Genomic DNA, 22357 nt, shown 5'->3' on the forward strand with positions numbered 1-22357 from the left:
GGCAAAGCGCGTATGCTTGCCACAAATCAGCAGGTTGTCAACCGACGACCACCCTCGACCCCGGCGACCCGTCTCGCAACTTTTGACCGGCTCGCCGGTCTCTCGGGGAGACAGCAAGCCGTTTCACTCCGACCAAGGAACTATGTGCGACATGACAGGAATTCTTCGTAGCACGCTGAACCAATCGTCCGGCCGGGCCATCTCCCGCCTGGCACGCTTGGGGCTACCGCTGGCTGCCGCGCTCATGCTGGGCGCCTGCGCCACACAACCGGCGAACAACAGTACAACCAACAGCGCGAACGCGGCACCGGCGCAGTCGCAGACCGATACCACGGGCGCGGATCAGGACGAGGGGTACGACAAGTACCAGACGACTCAGGAGGCGGTCGACTTCCTGGGCGGATCCGCCGAGGCGATCGCCAAGGTGGTCGACCGGGCCTTTGCGCAGTACGGCCGTCCGAACGCCATCATCAAGGGCGAGGAAGGCGGCGGCGCCCTGTTCGTCGGGCTGCGTTACGGGCAGGGCGAGTTCATGGCCAAGTCGGGCGAGACCCAGAAGGTCTACTGGCAGGGTCCGTCGATCGGATGGGACTTCGGCGGCGATGCCGGCCGGGTGTTCATGCTGGTCTACAACCTGCCCCGCCCCGATCTGATCTTCCAGCGCTTCGCCGGCGTGTCCGGCTCGGCCTTTCTGGTCGGCGGCGTCGGCATGCACTACTTGCGCAGCCAGTCGATCGTCGTCGCGCCGATCCGCGTCGGCGTCGGGGTACGCCTCGGTGCCAGCGTGGGCTATGTGCAGTTCACGCAGGAGCAGTCCTACAACCCGTTCTGATCCCGCCAAGGATCGAACCACGCCAGCAAGGCCGGTCGCATCGACCGGCCTTTTTTTCGTCTGGCCATTCGCATTGCACCCAACGTCGGGCTGGCTTATACGTAAGGCGAATCCCCCTCGTACGGAACCTCGACCAACGCCAAGGAGAACGTGCATGACCCTTTCCCAGCAACCGACCCGTCGCCTGCTTGTCGCCACGCTCGCCCTCTCGGGCGTCGCCGCCCTGTCCGCCCAGGCAGCCGAACCGGTCGACCAGCAGCTGCAGGAATACCGCCAGGCGGCGCAGACCTTCGGCAAGACGCTCAAGGGCGAATTGCAGGCAGCCATGAAGCAGGGTGGCCCCATGGCGGCCGTATCCGTCTGTCACGAGCGAGCACCCGAGATCGCCGCGCAGTTGAGCGAGGAGACCGGCTTCACCCTGCGCCGCACCAGCCTCAAGCCGCGCGCGACCCCGCCGACGAACTGGGAGCTTGCCGTGCTGAAGGACTTCGAGGCCCGCCGGGCCGACGGGGAGTCACCCAAGACGATCGAGTGGCATGAGGTGACGACCGTCGAGGGCGAGAAGCGCCTGCGTTACATGAAGGCGATCGGCACCCAGGAAGTCTGCCTGACTTGTCATGGCACGAATGTCGACCCGGACCTCAAGGCGAAAATCGACAAGCTGTACCCCGAGGACCAGGCGACCGGATTCGAAAAGGGCGACATTCGCGGCGGCTTCTCGATCACCGCTCCGCTCGACGGCTGAACGCCCCGCTGTTTCCCCAGCCAAAAAAACGCCGACGATGCCGTCGGCGTTTTTGATTGCGGATCGGGCCGACCGAACGGTCACGTCTCCGGCTGGTCGACGTCGTCCGCGTCGGGCACATGACCACCCGGGCCATCCGGTTTGCGCTTCTTGCCGGAGGACTGGTCCTCGCTCTCGTTCTCGGCCTTCGCCTCGCGGGAGTCCAGCATGCGCAGGTTGGCCGGTGGCGCCGTGCCGTCCTTGTCCACGCCGAAGTACAGCGTGGTGTGCGGGAACGGGATCTCGATGCCCGCCTTGTCGAAGTACATCTTGACCAGGCGGTTGTAGGCACGACCCACGGACCACTGGTCCCCGGGGGTGGTCTTGATCATCACGCGGATGTTGACCGAGCTGTCCGCCAGTGCCGTGACGCCGGGAATCTCGATACCGTCGAGAAGGTGATCCTTGTAGTCCGGATCGTTCGCCAGCTCCTCATAGGCGGCCTTGAGCTCGGCGACGGCGTCATCGATGTTCTCGCGATAGGCAATGCCGTACTCGGCCTTGTGGTAGGCGTACTCGCGCATGTAGTTGGAGACGATGTCCACCGAGGAAAACGGGATGACATGCACCGTCCCGGCGAGATCGCGGACCGAGACCGAGCGGATCGACAGCCGCTCCGCCGTTCCGGTCACCCCGGCGGCGGTGATCACGTCACCGGTGTTGATCGCGTTCTCGATCTGGATGAAGACCCCGGTGATCACGTCCTGCACCATCTTCTGCGCCCCGAAGCCGATCGCCAGCCCAAGCACCCCGGCGCCGGCAAGCAGCGGCCCGATGTCCACGCCCACCTCGGACAGGATGATCATCGCGGTAACGGTGATCAGGGCGATGGCAATGGCATTGCGAAACAGGGCCAGCAGGGTCTGCATGCGCGCCGACGGCATCCCGGCATCACTGTTGAGCTTGGCCTCAATCAGTCCGGTGGCCACCAGCCAGGCGATCAGCGCGATGAACAGCACGATAGCGATGTCGATGCTTGCCGACAGCAGCCAACGACCACCTTCGCTCGCGAACCAGGCGAACACGTTTGCCAGGTTCCAGGCCCAGAGCACGCCGAAGAACGCCACCAGCCCGATCACGATACGAATGATCCGCAGAATCAGCGGCACGTAGGTATTCAGACGCAACTGTAGCGTCGGCATACGCGCGAGCAGGCTGTCGGGCACCGGCACGCCCCGACCGATCCACTGCGTGAGCATCGCCGCGACGAAGATCGCCACCCCGACGATGACCGCGGTGTTGAAGGTCGCGAGTGCCACGAAGGGCAGCGACTCGCCCGGGCGGACGATGGCGACCACGAACACACCCAGCGCATACAGCATCGCCAACCAGTGCCAGGTGCCACCGAGAAGCCGCAACGCCCAAGAGGACAATGCCCGCTCGGCACGATCGGCGCGGGCCACCAGTGCCTCGCGGACCATGTGCCGCGCACGCCACAGCCGCCCCCAGGTGTACGCCAGCGCCAGGAGCGCGGCGGTCCAGCCCACGGCTCGCGCCAGATCGTCATGTCCGCCATCCTGGATCGCCGGCACCAGCATGATCCCCGCATAGCCCGTCAACCAGATCACCCGGGACAACCAGCGCGACCAGAAGCGCGAATCCTCCTCGGACAAGGGAAACAGCCGCAGCCCCGGCAACGCGGGGGCGAAGGCCACCTTGATCACGAGGCGCGCCAGTTCGACGACGATAAAGGCTTCGAGTGCCAGCGCGAGCACGCCCTCTATCCGTTCATCACCGTCCGCCAGCCACAATACGCTCGCCTGGGACGCAAGATAGGCCAGTGCGACCAGCACCACGCCCGAGACTAGGCTCACGAGCACGGCCAGACCGACACGAAACAGCCGGTGACGGGCCGTCGTTGTCTGGGCGTAGCGCTCCAGCCGCCGCCAGAACCCCCGTAAGAGCAGACGGCCGAGGGCAAGCACCAGATAGGCGAGTGCCAACACCGCCACGACCCGCCAGGCAATTTGGCCCACGGCGAGCCAATCGATTGATACATCGCCGTCGAATAGCCGCCCCGCTGCGCCGGCCATTTCACCGATGCTCTCGGAGACAGGACCCACCACGTGGGACACCGCCCCCTTTACGCCAGCCGACGTGCCGTCACTCTCTTCAGCCTTGGCCCCGCTGCCGGCCGACTCGCCGCTGCCGGAAGACAGTCGTTCCAACTCGGCAATCAGCTGATCGCGCTTTTGCGGATCCTTGAGCAGCTCGACCAAGGCGCCATAGTCGGCCTGGTCTCCGGATGCCGACGCACCGCCGTCCGCCTGGGTACCCGCACCACCCGCCGACTGCGCCATGACCGGCGACGCCAGCAGAGAAAACAGCAGACCGACCAGCAACGGCCAATACAGTAGACGACGGAAGGAAACAGACATGGCGACAGGCACTCGCGGCATGCGGACGGGCTCCGATAGGGGTTATGGGGGTGAACGAAAGGCTAAAGCCTAGCAAACGACGTGGCCCTCAGGCGCGTGGACGCACCAGGAGGTGACGTCGCGCGGGGCATCGGGGGTTTCCGTCAGGCGGACCCACCCTCATGGAACCATTCGTGGATACGGGTCGCGAGTGTTGGCGAGATGCCGGGTGCCTTGGCCAGCTCGCTGACGCTGGCATTCTTCAACCCACGGATACCGCCGAAGTGTTTCAACAGCGCCTGGCGACGCTTTCCGCCGACGCCGGGAATACGCTCGAGATCGGATTGGGTGCGTGCTTTCTGTCGGCGCGCGCGATGGCCGGTAATAGCGAAGCGGTGTGCCTCGTCGCGAACCTGCTGGATCAGATGCAGGGCCGGGTCATGCGGGCTGAGGTTGTCTTCGGCGTATAGACCCGGCGCGTCCGGCAGCGGCTGGAGTAAGGTCTCCTCGCCGGGGCGCCGCTCCGGCCCCTTGGCCACCCCGATAACCCGCACGCGATCAGTCAGATTGCGCGTGGCGAGCACGTCGATCGCCTGGGCCAGCTGGCCCTTGCCGCCATCAATCAAGAGAACGTCTGGCAGGACGCCCGATTCGCGCACCGCGCGATCGAAACGCCGCGACAGGGCCTGATGCATGGCGGCATAGTCGTCACCACCCGCGATGCCCTCGATGTGGTACCGGCGGTACTGATCCTTGCGCGGACCTTCGGGGCCGAACACCACGCAGGACGCGACAGTGAGTTCGCCCTGGGTGTGCGAGATGTCGAAGCACTCGATACGCTCGATCCGCTCCATTGCGAGCCACTCCCCGAGCGCCTCGAAACGCCGCGTCAGCCCCCGGCGGCTAACCAGCCGCTCGGCCAGAGCGATGCGGGCGTTCTCACGGGTATCCTCGAGCCAGGCACGCGCCTTGCCGCGCTTGGGCTCGATCAGCTCGACCCGGTGTGCAGCCTGCTCGGTGAACATGCCGGCAAGCCACTCGGCATCCTCGGGCAGCCGGTCGCAGAGGATGCGCCGCGGCAGCTCGTGCTCGCTGTAGTAGAGCCCCAGAAAACCGCTGATTACCTCGCCGGGATCGGCGTCGGCCGGCACATCCGGGAAGAAATGCCGGGTGCCGAGGTGGCGGCCGTCACGGATGGTGGCCACCCCGACCGCGGTCATACCCTGCTCGCTGATCTGGGCGATCACGTCGGCATCGCCGGACATGCCAGTGATGCCCTGCTGCTGACTGACCGCCCGTAGCATGCCGATCTGGTCGCGCAGTGTGGCGGCCTTCTCGAAGTCGAGGTCCGTGGCAGCTTGCTCCATCCGCTGAACCAGGTCGTCGATCAGCTTCTGGCTGCGACCTCCAAGGAAGGCCATGGTGTCCTCGACGTCCTGGCGGTACTCGGCCTCGTCGACGTAGGCCACGCAGGGCGCCTTGCAGCGTTCGATCTGGTACTGCAGGCAGGGTCGCGAGCGGTTCTTGAACACGCTGTCCTCGCACTGGCGCACCTTGAAGACCTTCTCGAGCAGGTTGAGTGTCTCGCGCACCGCGCCGGCGGAGGGATAGGGCCCGAAATAGCGCCCCGGTCGCTTGCGCGAGCCACGGTGGTAGGCCAGCCGTGGAAAGCGGTCGTTGGTGGAAACGTAGATCCAGGGGTAGCTCTTGTCGTCGCGCAACAGGACGTTGTAGCGCGGCCGATGGGCCTTGATCAGGTTGCTCTCCAGGAGCAGTGCCTCGGCCTCGGTCTGGGTCGTGGTGATCTCGACGTCGGCAACCTGCTCGACCAGTCGGCGGGTCTTGATCGCCTTCGGGGTGCCGCGGAAGTAGCTCGACAGCCGATTCTTGAGATTGCGCGCCTTGCCAACGTAGAGGATCTCGCCGTCGGCGTTGAGCATGCGGTAGACGCCCGGGCGTTCGGTCACGGAGGCCAGGAAGGCCTTGGAATCAAACCGGTCGGTCATCGGCAGCCGGGGAGCGTCGGCGAATCAGGCGGACAGGACGGTGCGGCCGGCCTTGACCGCCAGGCGCAGCAGGTCGATGTCGGTGCTCACGCCAAGCTTCTCGTGGATGCGGGCGCGGTAGGTACTGATGGTCTTGGGGCTGACGCAGAGGGCATCGGAGATGGAGGTGTTGTTCTTGCCGTCGAGGATCATGCGCAGCACCTGCTGCTCGCGGCCGGAGAGCACCTCGAAGGGATCCTCCTCGCTGCGGCCGTTCTGCAGCGCGATCTCCTGCGCGATCCGGCTGGAGATGAAACGCTGACCCAGGGCGGCCTTGCGGATGGCGTTGATTAGCTCCTCGGGGTCGGCATCCTTGGTGACGTAGGCGTGGACGCCACTCTCGAGCACCTGCCGGGCGAGCGTCACATCGGCCTCGGCAGTCAACGCCACCAGGCCGAGGCGCGGGTAGGACTGGTGTGCCCGCTTGAGGCATTCGTAACCGCCCATGCCGGGCATGTGGATATCGCACAGGATGGCGTCGATATCGTCGGAGCGGAGCTTGTCCAGGGCCCGCTCGCCACTGTCGGCCTCGGCGACCACCTCGATGTCGCCCACGCCGCCGATCAGATGACTGATCGCAGCGCGCACCATCGTGTGATCATCAATAATCATGACCCGAATCATTGGCAACCCTTCGTCTCGATGCGGACAAGCCCGTGTCGTTTCCTCACCGTCTGCCCGGAAGACGACCGGCCCGGCATCGTTCCTCCGCCCGGCCCCTCGGTCTCACTCATGCCGCTCCCCGCAGGGGGCGACGTTCTACCCAACCGGCAATTTACCACTGACTGTACGGATTTTTAACCAAAGAGACGTTGTAGTAACGCGCATCGTGCGACACCTCTTCACCTAGCCAGGCGGGCTGGTCGAAGGGTTGATCGACGTGCGCGAGCTCCACTTCGGCGACGATCAGGCCGTCATTCTCGCCGTGAAACTCGTCAATCTCCCACAGGTGGCCGCCATGCCGGACGAAATGGCGGGTCTTGTCGATCACCGGGCCGGTGGTCAGGTGATCCAGCATCCGCTCGGCGTCGGCCAGCGGGATCTCGTACTCGAATTCGTCGCGCGAGATGCCCAGCGTGCGGCTCTTGATATTCAGCCACGCCCGCGGGCCGGCAATGCGGGCCCGCACCGACACCGGCCCTTCGTCGTTGAGGTAGCCCTGCACCATGCGCTCGGAGCGGTCGATTTCGTTTCGCCAGGCCTCACTGGCGAGCAGGAACTTGCGCTCGATCTCCTTCGCCATCGAAGTCTCCCCAAGGGGTTCGCGGGTGATCAGTAACGCAGCAGCGCCGATCCCCAGGTGAAACCGCCACCGAAGGCCTCGGTCAGGATCACGTCGCCACGCTTGATGCGTCCGTCGCGCACGGCCACGTCCAGCGCCAGCGGCACCGAGGCCGCCGACGTGTTGCCGTGCTGGCCAACCGTCGTCACCACCCGATCCATCGACATGCCGAGCTTGCGCGCCGTCGCCTGAATGATGCGGATATTCGCCTGGTGCGGCACCAGCCAGTCGATCTCGTCCGGGCTCATGCCGGCGGCCTCCATGGTCTGGTCGACGATGCGCCCGAGGGTGTTGACCGCCATGCGGAACACCTCGTTGCCGCGCATCTCGATGAAGGCGGTGCCGTCGGCGAGGCGCTCGGGGTCGGTGGTTTCCGGGTCGGGCTTGACCGTGGTGAGCAGCGACTCGTAGCTGCCGTCGGCATGGATGTCGGTGCGGATGATGCCCGGCTCGTCCGAGGCCTCGACCACCACCGCGCCGGCACCGTCGGCGAACAGCACACAGGTATTGCGGTCGGACCAGTTGACGATGCGCGAGAGCGTTTCCGCGCCGACGACCAGCGCGCAGCGGGCAGCGCCGGTCTTGATGAACTTGTCCGCTACCGACAGGGCATAGACGAAGCCGGTGCAGACCGCCTGCACGTCGAACGCCGGCGGGCCGTGGATGCCGAGCTTCTGCTGCAACAGGCAGGCGGTCGAGGGAAAGGTCCGGTCGGGCGTGGTGGTCGCCACGATGATCAGGTCGACCTCCTCGGGAACCCGGCCGGCCGCCTCCAGCGCGCGACGGGCCGCCGGCTCGGCCAGATCGGAGGTCAACTGGCCGTCGGCGGCGATATGGCGTTGCTCGATGCCGGTGCGTTCGCGGATCCACTCGTCCGAGGTGTCCACCATCTGCTCGAGGTCATGATTGGTCATGACCCGTTCCGGGAGGTAGCTACCGGTACCGGTGATGCGCGAGTGGATCATGCCTGCGAGCGCTCCTGCAGCAGTTTTTCCAGGCGCTGGTCGATACGGCGCGGCACGTCCTTCTCGATCTCGCGCAGGGCCACGTCCAGGGCATTGCCGAAGGCGTCCACGTTCGCGCCGCCGTGGCTCTTGATCACGATGCCTTGCAGGCCGAGCAGGCTGGCGCCGTTGTAGCGGCCCGGGTCGACACGCTTCTTCAGGCGGGCAAGCACCGGCATCGCCATCAGTGCGGCCACCCGGGACAGCACACCGCGCTTGAACTCCTGACGGAGGAAATGGCTGATCATCTTCGCCACCCCTTCGCTGCTCTTGAGGGCGACATTGCCGACGAAACCGTCGCAGACCACCACGTCGACGCCGCCCTTGTAGATATCGTCGCCTTCGACAAAGCCAATGTAGTTGACCGGCCCCGACTCGAGCCGCTCGGCGGCACTCTTGACCGTATCGTTGCCCTTGATGGCCTCGGCACCGACGTTGAGCAACCCGACACGCGGCGCCGGGTTCTCGTCGAAGGCCTCCACGAGCACCGACCCCATCACGGCGAACTGAAACAGGTGCTCGGCGTCGCAATCGACGTTCGCGCCCAGGTCGAGCACGTGGGTATGACCCGACTCGTTCGGCAGTGCGGTGCAGATCGCCGGGCGCTCGATGCCCGGCAGGGTCTTGAGGACGAACTTGGCCGTCGCCATCAGCGCACCGGTATTGCCGGCGCTCACGGCTGCCTGGGCACGCCCGTCCTTGACCAGGTCGATCGCCAGGCGCATCGAGGAGCGCTTCTTGGTGCGCAACGCGATCGCCGGCGACTCGTCCATCGCAACCACCTGGTCGGCGTGAACGATCTCGATGCGCTCACGATCGATACCGTGCTGCGCGGCGAGCTGCTGCTCAATGGTGGCCTGATCGCCAACCAGCAGCAGGTTTGCCGACGGGTGGCGTGACAAAAAACGGGCGGCAGCACGGACCGTCACTTCCGGTCCATGGTCGCCGCCCATCACATCGATTGCGATCTGGCTGCTCATCAACGCCCCTTGGCTGGCCGCAACCCGCCCGTCAGGGCACCATCCGCCTTGCCGCCATCACGACGCGAACGGCCCCGTCACCCGCCATGCGGGCCACGGGCAGGTGGTCGGCAATGAAAATCAGGCGTTTTCGCCGGCCTTGGTCACGACACGACGGCCACGGTAAAAACCGTCCGGGGTAACGTGGTGACGACGATGGGTCTCGCCACTGGTCGGGTCGATGGACAGCTGGGTCTTCTTCAGGCTGTCGTGGGCACGGCGAGAGTCGCGCTTGGCGCGGCTAACCTTGTTTTGCTGAACGGCCATGGTTTTCTACCTCCAAAATGATCAAGACGCGCCGGGGCGCGCCTGCTAGCTTTCACGTTTTCCTTGCCGCCGTGGCGACGTCGCGCCACGGCTGTTTATCTACTGATCCCCGCCCGGATCCTTCTTCAACGCCGCCAGCGCGGCGAACGGGTTTTCCCGTTCCTCGCCGGACGGCTCGGGCAGCTCGCCGGATTCGTACGCCTGCCCTGCCGCAATCTCTGCACAGGGCTGATCGTGGACCGGCATCAGCGGGACGGACATCAAAACCTCGTCCTCGAGCAAGTCGAGCAACCGCACCCGCCCCTCGCGACCGAGGATGACCGGCTCGGCTTCCGCCTCGACGTGCTCGGCCTGATCCTCGCTGAACACGAACCGGATCTGCGATGTCGACGTGACCGGCGTGACCACCGTCTGCCGGCAACGCGCGCACTCGAGGGCCAGGGCCGCTTCGATATGCACCTCGGCCGCCAGCGGCTGCACCCCTTGCGACTCGAAGAAGCCTACCCGATAGGCCAGCTGCCCGCCGTCTGGCGCCATGTCCCGGCACCGCGGCAATGCCGCCAGGGGCACTTCGCCCGTCTCGACCGCGCCCGACCGACACGCCGCACGCACATCCAGTGGCACGGTCAGCTGCCGGTCGGTATTCTGGCGGTCATCAGTCGGCATCGACATATCCTGCTCCGGCAGGGCGCGGCGATCAGCCACGCGCCACCCGTCTTGCAAGCGGGAATCTTAATCCGCTAAGTTTACCGGCTTCTCATACTTTCGCCAAACAAAATGCCACACACCCAACCCAGCCTGGTGCTCGCGTCGGGATCGGTAACGCGCCGGGCGCTGCTCGATCGATTGCGACTGTCCTACCGCATCGACCCGGCGGACGTCGACGAGACCATCCTCGCCGAGGAGACGCCCGGCGAGGCCTGCCTGCGCCTGGCAAAACTCAAGGCCGACACGGTCGCCGAGCGCCACCCGGGTGCCACGGTGCTCGGCTCGGACCAGTTGCTTGCCTGGGAGGGCGGCATCCTCGGCAAACCTGGTGATGCCGCCACGGCCCGCCGCCAGCTGGCCGAAATCGCCGGGCAGACGATCCGGTTTTATGTCGCACTACGCGTGGTCGGTCCGAACGGCCAGCGGCTTGACTGGCAGGAAACGGTCGAGGCACAGATGCGCAGACTGACCGGCCACGAAATCGCCCGTTACGTCGAGATCGAGCAGCCGTTCGACTGCGCCGGCAGCATGCGCTCGGAAGGCTTGGGCGTCAGCCTGGTCGAGCGGATGGACAGCCGCGACCCGACCGCAATCCTCGGGCTGCCACTGATCGCGACCGCGCGCCTGCTGCGCGAGGTCGGCATCGACCCCCTTGCCGCGACGTAACCAGAACGCTTTTCCACTGTTTCCAGCAGGGAATCCCGACGACCTGCCGCGGTCAACGAAACATCAGCCGAATGCGCTATCCTGCCCGCCTTGTGTGTTCACGCCACGGCGCGTGACGAACCCCGGACCTGAGGAGACCCCTGTCCCATGTTGCTTCCCGAGTGGCTGACCGCACTCGTTCTCGGCCTGGTCGAGGGCGCGACCGAATTCTTGCCCATCTCCTCCACCGGCCACCTGATCATTACCGCGGACCTGCTCGGCTATCACGGCACCAACGCCCAGGTGTTCGAGATCTTCATCCAGCTGGGCGCGATCCTCGCGGTGATGTGGCACTACCGGGACACGCTCTGGCAGACGGCCCGCGGCCTGCCGCGCGAGCGCAAGGCGCAGCGGTTCACGGTCAACCTGCTGATCGCCTTCATCCCGGCGGCCATCGTCGGGCTGCTGGCCCACCAGTGGATCCAGGCGGTGCTGTTCAACCCGTTCTATGTCGCGATGGCGCTGATCGTCGGCGGTGTAATCATCCTGCTGGTCGAGCACTTCAAACCGCCGGTGCGTATCGAGACCGTCGACGAGATGCGCGCCATGGACGCGCTCAAGGTCGGCGTGATGCAGTGCTTCGCCCTGATTCCGGGCACCTCGCGCTCAGGCTCCACCATCATGGGCGGCATGATCTTCGGCCTGTCACGCAAGGCGGCCACCGAATTCTCCTTCTTCCTCGCCATCCCGACCATGCTGGCCGCGACGTTGTACTCGCTGCTCAAGTACTGGCACCTGCTCGAGGCCGAGGACCTGATGATGCTCTCGGTGGGCCTGGCCGCCTCGTTCGTCAGCGGCCTGATCTTCGTCCGCTTCCTGCTGCGCTTCATCGCCACGCACACCTACAAGGGCTTTGCCTGGTACCGGATCGTGTTCGGCTCGCTGATCCTGTGGTACTTCTGGCCGACGGCCGGCTGACCCGCCCATTCGCAGCACGAAAACCAAAGACCCCGGCCGCGTCAGCAGCCGGGGGCTTTTCCTGTATCGATGCGCCGGCTGGCCTCGGGATCAGTACCCGAGACGCTTGCGGGCGATCTGGTGCAGCTCGGGTGTGGCCGCCGCACACACCGTCGTGGTATCCAGACCGACGCCGTTGCCCTCGAGATCGGTGAACACGCCACCAGCCTCCTTCACGATGACCGACAGCGCGGCAATGTCGAGCACGTTGACGTCCGACTCGACCACCAGATCGATCGCCCCGCGCGCCAGCAGGTGGTAGTGGTAGAAGTCGCCGTAGCCACGGGTGCGGTTGACCTCGGTGACCAGCGTCGCTAGACCTGCCCAGCCGACCGGCTGATGTGCCAGCGTGGCGAGGTTGCCCACGGACAGGGTCGCATCGGCCAGCGAGTCGATCGTCGAGACACGCGCCTGCTGGTCCATGTAGAAGGCGCCACCACCCTTTTCCGCGTAGGCGTATTCACCGAACACCGGCGCGCTGGAGACGCCCAGGATCAGCTCGTCGCCCTTCATCAGCGCGATCTGGGTGGAGAAGAACGGGTACTCGCGCACGAAGCTCTTGGTGCCGTCGATCGGATCGACCAGCCAGGTGAACTCCGCCTCCGGCTTGGTCTTGCCGGTCTCCTCGCCGTAGAAGCCGTGTTCCGGGAAGGCATCGAGGATGACCGCCTTGATCGCCTTCTCAGTTTCCACATCGGCGACCGTCACCGGCGTGGCGTCCTCCTTGATCTCGATCTCCACGTTCTGCTGCCAGTAGCGACGAACGACGGCTTCGGCCGCGCGCGCGGCGGCAAGGGCGGTTTCGAGGTATTGGCTCTGCATGACGCGTTTCCTGGTTTTTATCTGGATTTCCTGCCGGATCTCGGCGTGATGGGCGGCATTGTACCCGAGACCCGTTTCGACCGGAGCGTGAGGCTCAGCGGCGCATGCCGCGCAGCCATTTGAAGACGTTGATCAGCGATGACAGTGCCTGGGCGACGTAGGTGAAGGCCGCCGCACGCAGGATGCGGCGGGCGGGTCGGCGATCGGCGCGCTTGAGCAGGCCGGTCTCCTTGAGCATCGGCAGGGCCCGGTTGAAGCTCGCGTCGAGCTCGGTCGGCAAGGTCGCCAGATGGGCGAACACCGGCACGGCCATGGTCATCACGCCGGCGGCGAACATGATCAGGCCGGCAAGCGGCCCCTTCTGGATCACCGAGACCACGGGGATGGCCAGCAGGATCCAGCCGGCAATCCGCTGCGCCCACTGGGTGCGCTCGACCACCTCCTGGCGGCGCTGGAACGGCGGGTAATCTTCGGCGTCCTGCAGGGCATGACCCACCTCGTGCGCGGCCACCGTGATCGCCGTGAGCGACCGCCCGGCAAAGTGGGCCGATGACAGGCGCACCGCCCGGTCGGACGGGTCGTAGTGATCGCCCGAATCGGTCTTCTCCACCTTGACGTACTCGAGGTGGTGGCGGTCGAGCAGGTAGCGGGCGAGATCCGCGCCGCTGAAATCGAAACGGTCGGCCGGCTGGCTGTGACGGCGCATCACCCGACCGACCCACCAGCCGGGCAGGTAGGAGAGCGCGGCCATCAGGCCCAGGCCGATCAACAAACCAACGCCCATCAGGGTACCTCGAAAAACCGTCGAGAGCCGCCCGAGTGCAAGGAGCCGCGGAGCGAATGACGAGACATATCAAACCGATAGGCGAGGAGTGAGTGAGCACGCGACGCTGCAATCGGGTGGCGCAACAGATTTCTCGAGGTACCCATCAGTCCTCCGGCCGTCCACGGTCGATCTGATAGATCAGGTCGCCCGACTGCGACTGGGCACTGCTGGAGAGCTCCAGGTGCAGGAACTTGTTGATGCGATAACGCGTGATCACTTCGCCGACTCCGTCGAATACGCCCACGGCATAACGGACCAGTAGATTCTCCCCGATGCGCTTGCCCACGCTCAAGCGCGCGCCCTCGGCGCCACCGGACGTGGTGAAGCCGATCTCGTCGATGCCGAACACCGAGCGCACCTGCTGGGCCATCTGGTCGCCCTGCCGAATGCCCAGCCCGGCAATGGCGTTCAGGAGCAGCGAGGCATCGGCATCGCTGCCGGCGGACAACTCCCGACCGGTCAGCAGGAGCGACAGGGCATTGCTCGGGGAGGTCGGCGGCCGCGAGAATACCTCGGTCTCCGGCGACTCTAGCGGCCCGACGATCTGCAACCCGACGACCGTGCCCTGCTCGTCCTCGATCTTCCGGGTCGCGACCACATCCAGTCCCGGTGACGTCAGTGGACCGGCGAAGGTCAGCCGCCCGCGTTCGACCATCAATGTCTGGCCGTAGGCCTCGTAACGCCCGTCGACCAGCCGGATCTCGCCAAACGCGCCGACCGGCTGTTCCGGCCGCAGGCGCATCTCCATTCCGCCGGTCAGGCGCGTTGCCAGCCCCTGGCCTCGCAGGCTCACCGAGTCGCCCAGCACCACGTTGATGTCGCCGGTCAACGGATAGCCGGCCTTCCTTGGCTCCGGTTCCTTGCCGACGATCACCAGGTCCTCGGAATTGCGGCGGGCATTCTCGGGCAGCCGGGCGACGTTCGCGATCGCCAGCGGCACATGGATGCTGCCCGACAACCGCCCGCCCGACGGCGTGAACTCGCCTTCGAGGTCCGGCCGGGCATCCAGCGCCAGGCTGGGTAGACGCAGGAGCGGGATGGCCTCGCCACCCAAGGTGGCGGAGAACCGCCAGTCGTCGAGGGCCCTGAGATGCCCGGAGCCGTCGAGCTGGATGCGTCCGCGACTGGCCGGCATCGCCGTCTCGGTGACATGCCGCCCCTCGAAGACGGGCTTCGGCGGCGTGTCGGCCTCGCCGAGCAGCGAACCGGTCAGCTCGAGCTGGCCCGCCTCGTCGATGCGCAGTTCGACACGCCCGTCCCGATAGGAGGTGCCCGTCGGCAGCGACGAGAAACCGAGGCCCCGACCGGTTAGACGCCCTGCCAGTTGCGGAGCGTCCAGCCTACCGCTCAGCGTCATTTCGCCGCCGAGCGTGCCGGTCACGTCGCTCACCGGGGTCTGGATCGGCCCGACCAGACGGTCGGCCAAGGTGAACAGCCGGGCAAGGTCGGCCTGCCGGAGAGACACGTTGCCATCGAGACTGCGGTCGGCCAGCCCGATCGTTCCCTGCCCATCGACCATCAACCAGTCCTCCACGCCGCCGGACAACGCGGCTTTGACCCGCTCATCGGCAAGTCGGGCCGTCAGGCGCGTCTCGGGGTAGGTAACCGCCTCCGGCTCGTCACTCTCTCCGCCTGCATTATCGATGCGCAGTTCGCTCGCCGGAAGGACCAGCGACAGATCCGCCATCCGCCCGTCCGGGCCGAGATCAGCCTCGGCATCCAGCCGCATCCGACCGGCCCACGTCACATTGGCCGGGGCATCGCCGCGCCATTGCGCCCACAGGGTCTGCAGACCGAGATCGCCCTTTATGCTGGCCTGCGTACGGCCATCCTGCCGTTCGGCATCAAGGCACACCGACCCGTCGGCGGTGGACACCGTCGACTTGAGACACAAACCGTCGATCCGTTGCGCCGACGGCGAGAGCAGCATGTCCGCCGCCGCGGGGAGTCGCCAGCCCCCCGCCCAGGGGGACTCCAGCGTCAAACGGGCAAGCTGTCCCCGCCAGGCGCCCTCTCGCCAGCCACCGTTTGCTTCGATGTGGGCATCCGCCGCGCCCTCGATGTCGATCATCCAGCGATGGTCCGTGCGCCGGCCGGCCAGCTCGACGGCCAGCCGGTCGAAGATCGGTGGCCCGCCCGCCGTGGATCGCAGGCCGACCGCCTCAAGCGACAGTTGCGCCGGACGATCCGCCGGCGCCTCGTCCGACGGCGGATCGAGGCGCACGACGGTCTGGGCACGTTCGAGGCGGTAGCCGGCCAACTGCAGTCCCCTGGCATCAAGATCGAGTCGGCCATGAGGTGCGACCAGCGGACCGGCGGCCTCTACGTCCATGTTGATCTTGCCTCTGGCTGTCTGCGGGCGAAGCGCTGCCAGGTCCACGCCGGGCAGACGGTCGACCAGATCCCAGGGCAAGTCGGCAAGATCGGGGATCGACAATCCGGCCTCGAGGGCCTCGATACGCCACCGGGCCCAGTCGGACGAGAGCATCAGATCGCCACTCGCCGCCAGCTCGCCACCGGGGGCATCGAGCGCCAACTGCCCCACCGACAGGCGACCGCCATCCAACCGACCGATCAGGCGCGCCTCGGCCGATCGGGCCACCTGGCCGTCGCGATGCTCGCTGACGCGCAACACCCCGCCTTGCAGGTCGACGCGACTCGACTCGATCCAGTCATCAATCGTCAGCTTGCGGCGCCAGTCGGGCAGCTGGCCGTCGAGTCGACCGCGACTGGCCAGACGCATGGCCCCGTGCTTTTCATCTCCGCCCGCGATCGGCAGCGCATCGATCTGCCACTCGGCGGCAAACGTGCGCTCGGGGGTCAGGTGTCCATCAAACGCCAGCTGGCCGCCGGCCGCGGAGCCGCTCAGTTCGGCGGTCGCCCGCGTCTGTTCTGCGCGCAGGTCGAGGGTCACGTCGTCGAGCGTCTCGCCGGCGAGACGCCCCGTCAGCCCGGACAACAGCACCTTGCCGCGCGCCGGCAGCCAGCCGTCGGCGGCCTCCAAGTGGGCATCGAGATCGAAGTCCAGCGTGCCGGGCAGCGACGGCTCGACCCATGCCGGGTCCAGAGAGCGCGCCTCGCCGACCAGATCGAACGACCAGCGCGGTGCCCAGCGCGCCTCGCCACGCAAATCGAGGTGGCCACCAAGCGAATCGACCCGCAGCGACTCGAGATCGAGCCGCTCGGTATCGAGCACCATCCGCCCGCACACCGATGCCGGCACACCGTCGGTACCGATCCAGGCCAGGCGCGGAGTCAATGTCACCCCGTCGCGGATCGAGCCATCGGCCGTTATCGGCCCGCTCAGCCAGCCGCGCGGATGGTCGACCAGCAGGTCCAGGCGTGCCGTCAGCGGCATCTCGCCGGCGAGACCGGCGGCCACTTCGCCCCGACCGTTCACCCGGAGTGAGTCGGGCAGGCGCAGGTCGAGCGCCTGCAGCCGCATGGACAGCTGCGGGGACTGATCACGAGCCTCCAGGCCGGCACTGAGACGGGCTTCGACCAGTTCATAGCGCGCCTCGCCCTGGCGAACCACGACACGGTTGGCTGAAAACTGTTCGAGGTCGATGGCAATCGGCGGGATCGCGGGCAGACCGGCCGGTTGATCGGTCGCATTCGGCTCCGGAGCAGGCGGCAGTTCGACCTCGGCCCCGTCGACCGACAACTTCGGGATGTGCAACCGCGCCCGCCAGAGCTCACCCGGATCGACCTGCAGGCTTGCCGCCTCGAATCTCAGGTTCGCGCCCTGCTCGGGTGTCCAGGAGAGACCGGCGACACGCATGCCGCGCCAGGGCGTACCGGACACCTCGTCGACCGTGAGGGCGCCGAGGTGGCGTTCGGCCTGCGCGACACCCCACTGCACGCCACTGGGCGTCGAGGTGAGCCACCACAACCCGACCAGCAACAGAAGCGTGGCGAGCACGACCGACCAGCCAATGACCAGCACCACGCGTCGAGCCCAGACCAACAGGGTGAACAGCCTCCGACCCCGGTTCAAAACGCGGCCCCCAGCCCGAGGTGCAACCGCGGCAAGCCATCGCTGCCATCGAGCGGCTGCGCCACGTCGAGGCGGACCATGCCCACCGGGGATCGCCAGCGCACGCCCAGCCCGGCACCGGTCTTGAGCTCCGCCTGGGGATCGATGTAGGCATTGCCGGTATCGACGAAGGCGGCGACATACCAGTCATCGCGGACCACCGGGTACATGGCCTCGACGCTGCCGACCAGCAGGTACTTGCCGCCGATCAGTGTGCCGTCTTCGTTCTCCGGCGCGAGCGACTCGTACTCGTAGCCGCGCACGGAACGGTCGCCGCCGGTGAAGAACCGCAGCGAGCGCGGCATCTTGTCGAACTCGTCGGTCACGATCATGCCGGCCTCGCCCCGCCCGGCGAAGATCCAGCGGCCCAGCGACAGATAGCCGCCGACGAACAGGTGCCCACGGACGAAGCTCGTCGCCGAGAGCACGGGCTCGGCCGCCCCCTGCAGCGAGACGTCGACCACCACCCCTTCGCTGGGAAAGAGCGGATCGTCCAACCCGTCGTACCCCAGCCGGCCGCCGAGGATGGCGAAGCCGTTCGATTCGGGAGGCTCGTCGCCGTAGCGGGTGCGGTCGAGCAGGTACTCGGTGAACAGCGACCGGGTCCAGCGATCGCCTTCGTACGCCCATTGCAGGCCGGTCGCCGCTGCGGTGGTGAGGATGTCGTTGTTGTCCTCGCGCGTCGCTCGGGCGTAGATGTCGTAGCGCTCACGCAGCGGATCGGCGGCGCGGGGGATGGTGTAGGTGGTGTCGATGCGCTGCTCGATCGCCGAGAGCTGGGTACGCGCCGCCCACTGATGCCCACGCTTGTTGACGTAGCGACGCGTCACCTTGGCCCCGACACGCGGACCGACATCGGTGGCATAGCCGGCGCTGAGTTCGTAGGAGGTGCGCGCGTTACGGCGCGTGGTGATGTCGACCGGCACCTCGAGATCCTCGCGCTCGTCCAGCCGCGGCCGGACCGAGACCGATTCGAAGTACTCGGTGCCGGTGAGGTTCTGGTTCATCGCCAGCAGGTCCGCACTGGTGTACGGCGTCCCCGACGGCACGCCGACCAGGCGCCGCGCCAGCTGCGGCTCGAGGATCGACTGCTCGATGGTCACCTCGCCGAAGCGATAGCGCTGCCCCGGATCGAGGGCCAGCTTGATCCGCGCCGCCTGCTGTTCCGGGTCGACCCGCAACTCACGCGTGGTGAAGCGCGCATCGAGATAGCCCTGTTTCTGCACCCGCGAGAGCAACCCGTCGCGAAAGGCATCGTAGGCCGCCTGGTCGAGCGGCTCGCCTTCCTCGGGCCGGTTGTCCTCGAGGAAGGTCTCGACCGATTCGAGCGACTCGATCGCCGTCGGCAGTTCGATGCTGACCGACTCGATCTTTGTCACCGGGCCGGCATCGATGTCGAGGGCCGGGTCGCGGCAATCCTCCCGCGACTGGATCGAGGTGCGGATGCGCGCATTGAAATGCCCGTAGGCCTGCAGAGCCTCTTCGGCGGCCTCGGCGGCCGAGTCGAGATAGCGGCGGATCTGGGCGGTCCCGGCCTGACACGAAAAGCCGATCCGGGGAACCGACAGGCCGACGTTGGTGACCAGATCTTTCTCCGACAGCCCCGTCAGCTGCAGCTGCGGCGTGGGCGCAGCCATCGCCCCCGTCATCCCGGACGCCAGCCCGCCCAACAGCAACGCTGCAGCCAGGCAGGCCGCGCCGGGACGCGGTCGGGACGGCAACCGCCGACCCGGCGCGACCAACTACACCACCTCGGCGAGGTCGCCGTTACGCTCCAGCCAGGCACGCCGGTCGGCCGCACGCTTCTTGGCGAGCAGCATGTCGAACACCTCGATGGTGTCATCACCCTCGACCTTTAGCTGCACCAGACGGCGCGTGGCCGGGGCAAGGGTCGATTCGCGCAGCTGTACCGGATTCATCTCGCCCAGGCCCTTGAAGCGGGTCACCTGGATCTTGCCGCGGCGCTTCTCGGCCTCGAGGCGATCGATGATGCCATCGCGCTCATGCTCGTCGAGTGCGTAGAAGGTCTCCTTGCCGATGTCGATGCGGTAGAGCGGTGGCATGGCGACGAAAACGTGACCGGCGTCCACCAAGGAGGGGAAGTGGCGCAGGAACAAAGCCGAGAGCAACGTCGCGATGTGCAGGCCGTCCGAGTCCGCATCGGCGAGGATGCAGACCTTGCCGTAGCGCAGCTTGGAGAGATCGTCCGAGCCCGGCTCGAGGCCAAGGGCCACGGCGATGTCATGCACCTCCTGGCTGGCGAGCACCTGGGCCGGGTCGGTCTCCCAGGTATTCAGGATCTTGCCGCGCAGCGGCATGATCGCCTGGAAGTCGCGCTCGCGGGCCTGCTTTGCCGAGCCACCGGCCGAGTCGCCCTCGACCAGGAACAGCTCGGTGCGCGAGAGGTCGGTCGAAGCGCAGTCGGCCAGCTTGCCGGGCAGCGCCGGGCCGCTGGTGACCCGCTTGCGGGCGACCTTCTTCTCGCTCTTGATGCGACTCTGGGCCGACTCGATCGCGATCTGGGCGATTTTCTCGCCCACATCCGGGTGCTGGTTGAGGTAGAGCGACAGCGCGTCCTTGACCACGCCGCTGATGAAGCTGGCCGACTCGCGCGAGGAGAGCCGCTCCTTGGTCTGGCCGGCGAACTGGGGGTCGTGCAACTTGGCCGAGAGCACGAAGCGCACCCGGTCGAAGACGTCCTCCGGCGACAGGCGCACCCCGCGCGGCAGGAGGCTGCGAAACTCGCAGAACTCGCGGATCGCCTCGGTCAGCCCCTGGCGCAGGCCGTTGACGTGGGTGCCGCCCTGCAGGGTCGGGATCAGGTTGACGTAGCTTTCGGTCAGCCCCTCGCCCGGCTCGGTGGCCCAGACCACCGCCCAGGCAACTTCCTGGGCCCGGCCACCATCGGGTGCCTTCATGTGACCGACGAAGCCCTCGGGCGGCAGCACCTCCTGGTCGCGCACGCTCTCGAGCAGGTAGTCGCGCAGGCCGTCGGCATAGCACCAGTCCTCGCGCTCACCGCTGGCCTGGTCGGTCAGGCTGACCTTGAGCCCCGGGCAGAGCACCGCCTTGGCGCGCAAGACGTGGCGCAGCCGGGCCATGTTGAAACGCGGCTGGTCGAAGTAGCTGGTGTCCGGCCAGAAGGTGAGCGTCGTACCGGTGTTGCGCTTGCCGACCGTGTCGATGACCTCCAGCGGCCGGGTGACGTCGCCGTGGGCGAACTCGATCCGGTGCAGCTTGCCATCACGCTTGATGTCCACCACCAGGCGGGTCGACAGGGCGTTGACCACCGAGACGCCCACGCCATGCAGGCCGCCGGAAAACTGGTACGACTTGTCCGAGAACTTGCCGCCGGCGTGCAGACGCGTGAGGATCAGTTCCACCCCGGAGATGCCGTGCTCCGGATGCACGTCCACCGGCATGCCGCGGCCGTCGTCGGAGACCGACAGGGCGCCATCCTCGTGCACGACCACGTCGATCGATCCGGCGTATCCGCTGATCGCCTCATCGACACTGTTGTCGATCACCTCCTGCGCCAGGTGGTTGGGGCGCGAGGTATCGGTGTACATGCCCGGGCGCTTCTTTACCGGATCGAGGCCGGTCAGCACCTCGATCGAGCCGGCGGTATAGTCGGATCGTTCAGCCATAATTCAGTCGTACATTCCCTTGAGAATGATGCCCGCGAGTGCCGAAAGGCGTCCGGCAGGCCGTCGAAGCGAGCCCCTGTGGCTCGCTGCAAAGTGTACACCCCCGCCCGGCGCGTGACACCGGGGTTGAAATCCGCCCCGGGCGCCGCCATGTCCAGCGGCAGTCTCACTATCCCGACACGAGGACAAGCTGACCATGAGCGAGAGCGCACACGTCTTTTCCGTCACTGCCCAGGAATTCCACGACAAGGTGGTCGAGGCCTCCCACGAAACACCGGTTCTGGTGGATTTCTGGGCGGAGTGGTGTGGCCCCTGCCAGCAGCTGATGCCGCTGCTCTCGCAAATCGTCGAGGACATGGGTGGCCAGGTAAAGCTCGCCAAGGTCGACACGGAGGCCGAGCAGGAGCTCGCCCAGCAGATCGGCGTGCGCAGCCTGCCCACCGTGATGATGTTCGTCGGTGGCCGCCCGGTCGACCAGTTCCAGGGCGCCCTGCCCGAGGGGCAGATTCGCGAGTTCATCGCCCGCCACGTGCTGTCCGAAATCGACAAGCTGCGCCGCGAGGCCCAGCAGGTGCGCGCCGCGGGCGCCATCGAGCAGGCGATGGATCTGCTCAAGCAGGCCAACCAGCAGGAGCCCGGCAATGTCGAGGTGCTGCTGGACCTGGCCGACCTGATTGCCGCCGAGGGCGACTTCGACCAGGCCTGGCAGATCCTCGAGGCCCTGCCGATGGACGCCGCGGCACGTGACGATGTGCGCGAGCTCAAGGCGCGTATCGGCATGGCGCGCTCGGCCCATTCCGGTCCGCCGGAGGACGAGCTGCGCTCGCGGATCGAGGCCGATCCGAAGGACATGGAGGCACGCGAGGCACTCGCCGCCAAGCTCGCCTTGCGCAACGACCACGAGGAGGCGCTCGAGCAGTACTATCAGATGATGCTGCACGACCGTTCCTACAACGACGACGCCGGCCGCCGCGGCATGATCGACCTGTTCGAGCTGCTCGGTGCCGAGCACCCCCTCACCCGCCGGTTCCGGCGCAAGATGTTCGGCCTGCTGCACTGACGCGCT

Annotated in this window: 18 protein-coding genes; 5 read left to right on the plus strand and 13 right to left on the minus strand. The window is 66.7% G+C overall.

Annotated features, from left to right (window positions below):
- Positions 1-151 precede the first annotated feature (151 nt).
- Both LV476_RS06195 and LV476_RS06200 read left to right on the plus strand, forming a co-directional pair.
- Positions 152-832 carry a DUF1134 domain-containing protein gene (locus LV476_RS06195; RefSeq protein WP_250074465.1) on the plus strand — a complete coding sequence of 227 codons (681 nt, stop codon included), beginning with the start codon at positions 152-154 and terminating at the stop codon, positions 830-832.
- A 154-nt stretch (positions 833-986) separates the two neighbouring features.
- Complete coding sequence (locus LV476_RS06200; RefSeq protein ID WP_250074466.1) at positions 987-1577, plus strand: Tll0287-like domain-containing protein; 591 nt, start codon at positions 987-989, stop codon at positions 1575-1577.
- Between the two features lie 80 nt (positions 1578-1657).
- Here LV476_RS06200 and LV476_RS06205 read toward each other — a convergent pair whose 3' ends face one another.
- The 8 genes from LV476_RS06205 to LV476_RS06240 form a co-directional block, all read right to left on the minus strand.
- Positions 1658-3994, minus strand: coding sequence for a mechanosensitive ion channel domain-containing protein (locus LV476_RS06205; protein WP_250074468.1), 2337 nt, complete (start codon positions 3992-3994; stop codon positions 1658-1660).
- A gap of 143 nt (positions 3995-4137) precedes the next feature.
- On the minus strand, positions 4138-5979 hold the full coding sequence (gene uvrC, locus LV476_RS06210; RefSeq protein WP_250074470.1) for an excinuclease ABC subunit UvrC: 1842 nt from the start codon (positions 5977-5979) through the stop codon (positions 4138-4140).
- 24 nt (positions 5980-6003) lie between these two features.
- A complete protein-coding gene (locus LV476_RS06215; RefSeq protein WP_250074471.1) occupies positions 6004-6630 on the minus strand; it encodes a response regulator in 627 nt (208 codons plus the stop codon).
- A 163-nt stretch (positions 6631-6793) separates the two neighbouring features.
- On the minus strand, positions 6794-7261 hold the full coding sequence (locus LV476_RS06220) for a CYTH domain-containing protein (RefSeq protein ID WP_250074473.1): 468 nt from the start codon (positions 7259-7261) through the stop codon (positions 6794-6796).
- Positions 7262-7290: 29 nt separating this feature from the next.
- Complete coding sequence (locus tag LV476_RS06225) at positions 7291-8265, minus strand: beta-ketoacyl-ACP synthase III (protein WP_250074475.1); 975 nt, start codon at positions 8263-8265, stop codon at positions 7291-7293.
- The gene (plsX, locus tag LV476_RS06230) at positions 8262-9284 is read right to left on the minus strand and encodes a phosphate acyltransferase PlsX (protein WP_250074477.1); all 1023 of its coding nucleotides are present in this window, start codon (positions 9282-9284) and stop codon (positions 8262-8264) included. Before plsX ends, LV476_RS06225 begins: the two co-directional genes overlap by 4 nt.
- Before the next feature lie 120 nt (positions 9285-9404).
- Complete coding sequence (gene rpmF, locus LV476_RS06235; RefSeq protein ID WP_250074479.1) at positions 9405-9590, minus strand: 50S ribosomal protein L32; 186 nt, start codon at positions 9588-9590, stop codon at positions 9405-9407.
- Between the two features lie 99 nt (positions 9591-9689).
- Positions 9690-10256, minus strand: coding sequence for a YceD family protein (locus LV476_RS06240; protein WP_250074482.1), 567 nt, complete (start codon positions 10254-10256; stop codon positions 9690-9692).
- A gap of 111 nt (positions 10257-10367) precedes the next feature.
- On the opposite strand from LV476_RS06240, the gene LV476_RS06245 reads away from it, so the two are divergent.
- Both LV476_RS06245 and LV476_RS06250 read left to right on the plus strand, forming a co-directional pair.
- Entirely contained in the window at positions 10368-10964 is a 597-nt protein-coding gene (locus LV476_RS06245) for a Maf family protein (protein ID WP_250074483.1), read from the plus strand.
- 147 nt (positions 10965-11111) lie between these two features.
- Positions 11112-11921 (plus strand): undecaprenyl-diphosphate phosphatase, encoded by an 810-nt coding sequence (locus LV476_RS06250; protein ID WP_250074485.1) that lies wholly within the window; start codon positions 11112-11114, stop codon positions 11919-11921.
- A 90-nt stretch (positions 11922-12011) separates the two neighbouring features.
- Here LV476_RS06250 and LV476_RS06255 read toward each other — a convergent pair whose 3' ends face one another.
- The 5 genes from LV476_RS06255 to parE form a co-directional block, all read right to left on the minus strand.
- Positions 12012-12782, minus strand: a complete 771-nt coding sequence (locus LV476_RS06255) for an inositol monophosphatase family protein (RefSeq protein WP_250074487.1) — start codon at positions 12780-12782, stop codon at positions 12012-12014.
- Between the two features lie 94 nt (positions 12783-12876).
- On the minus strand, positions 12877-13566 hold the full coding sequence (locus LV476_RS06260; RefSeq protein ID WP_250074489.1) for a zinc metallopeptidase: 690 nt from the start codon (positions 13564-13566) through the stop codon (positions 12877-12879).
- A gap of 145 nt (positions 13567-13711) precedes the next feature.
- Positions 13712-17575, minus strand: a complete 3864-nt coding sequence (locus LV476_RS06265) for a translocation/assembly module TamB domain-containing protein (protein ID WP_250074491.1) — start codon at positions 17573-17575, stop codon at positions 13712-13714.
- Between the two features lie 26 nt (positions 17576-17601).
- Positions 17602-19281, minus strand: a complete 1680-nt coding sequence (locus LV476_RS06270) for an autotransporter assembly complex protein TamA (RefSeq protein ID WP_250074493.1) — start codon at positions 19279-19281, stop codon at positions 17602-17604.
- A gap of 105 nt (positions 19282-19386) precedes the next feature.
- On the minus strand, positions 19387-21291 hold the full coding sequence (gene parE, locus LV476_RS06275) for a DNA topoisomerase IV subunit B (protein WP_250074494.1): 1905 nt from the start codon (positions 21289-21291) through the stop codon (positions 19387-19389).
- Positions 21292-21487: 196 nt separating this feature from the next.
- On the opposite strand from parE, the gene trxA reads away from it, so the two are divergent.
- On the plus strand, positions 21488-22351 hold the full coding sequence (trxA, locus tag LV476_RS06280) for a thioredoxin (protein ID WP_250074496.1): 864 nt from the start codon (positions 21488-21490) through the stop codon (positions 22349-22351).
- The last annotated feature ends 6 nt before the right edge of the window (positions 22352-22357 follow it).

It is taken from the genome of Guyparkeria hydrothermalis (genome assembly GCF_023555385.1).
Lineage (GTDB): Bacteria > Pseudomonadota > Gammaproteobacteria > Halothiobacillales > Halothiobacillaceae > Guyparkeria > Guyparkeria hydrothermalis_A.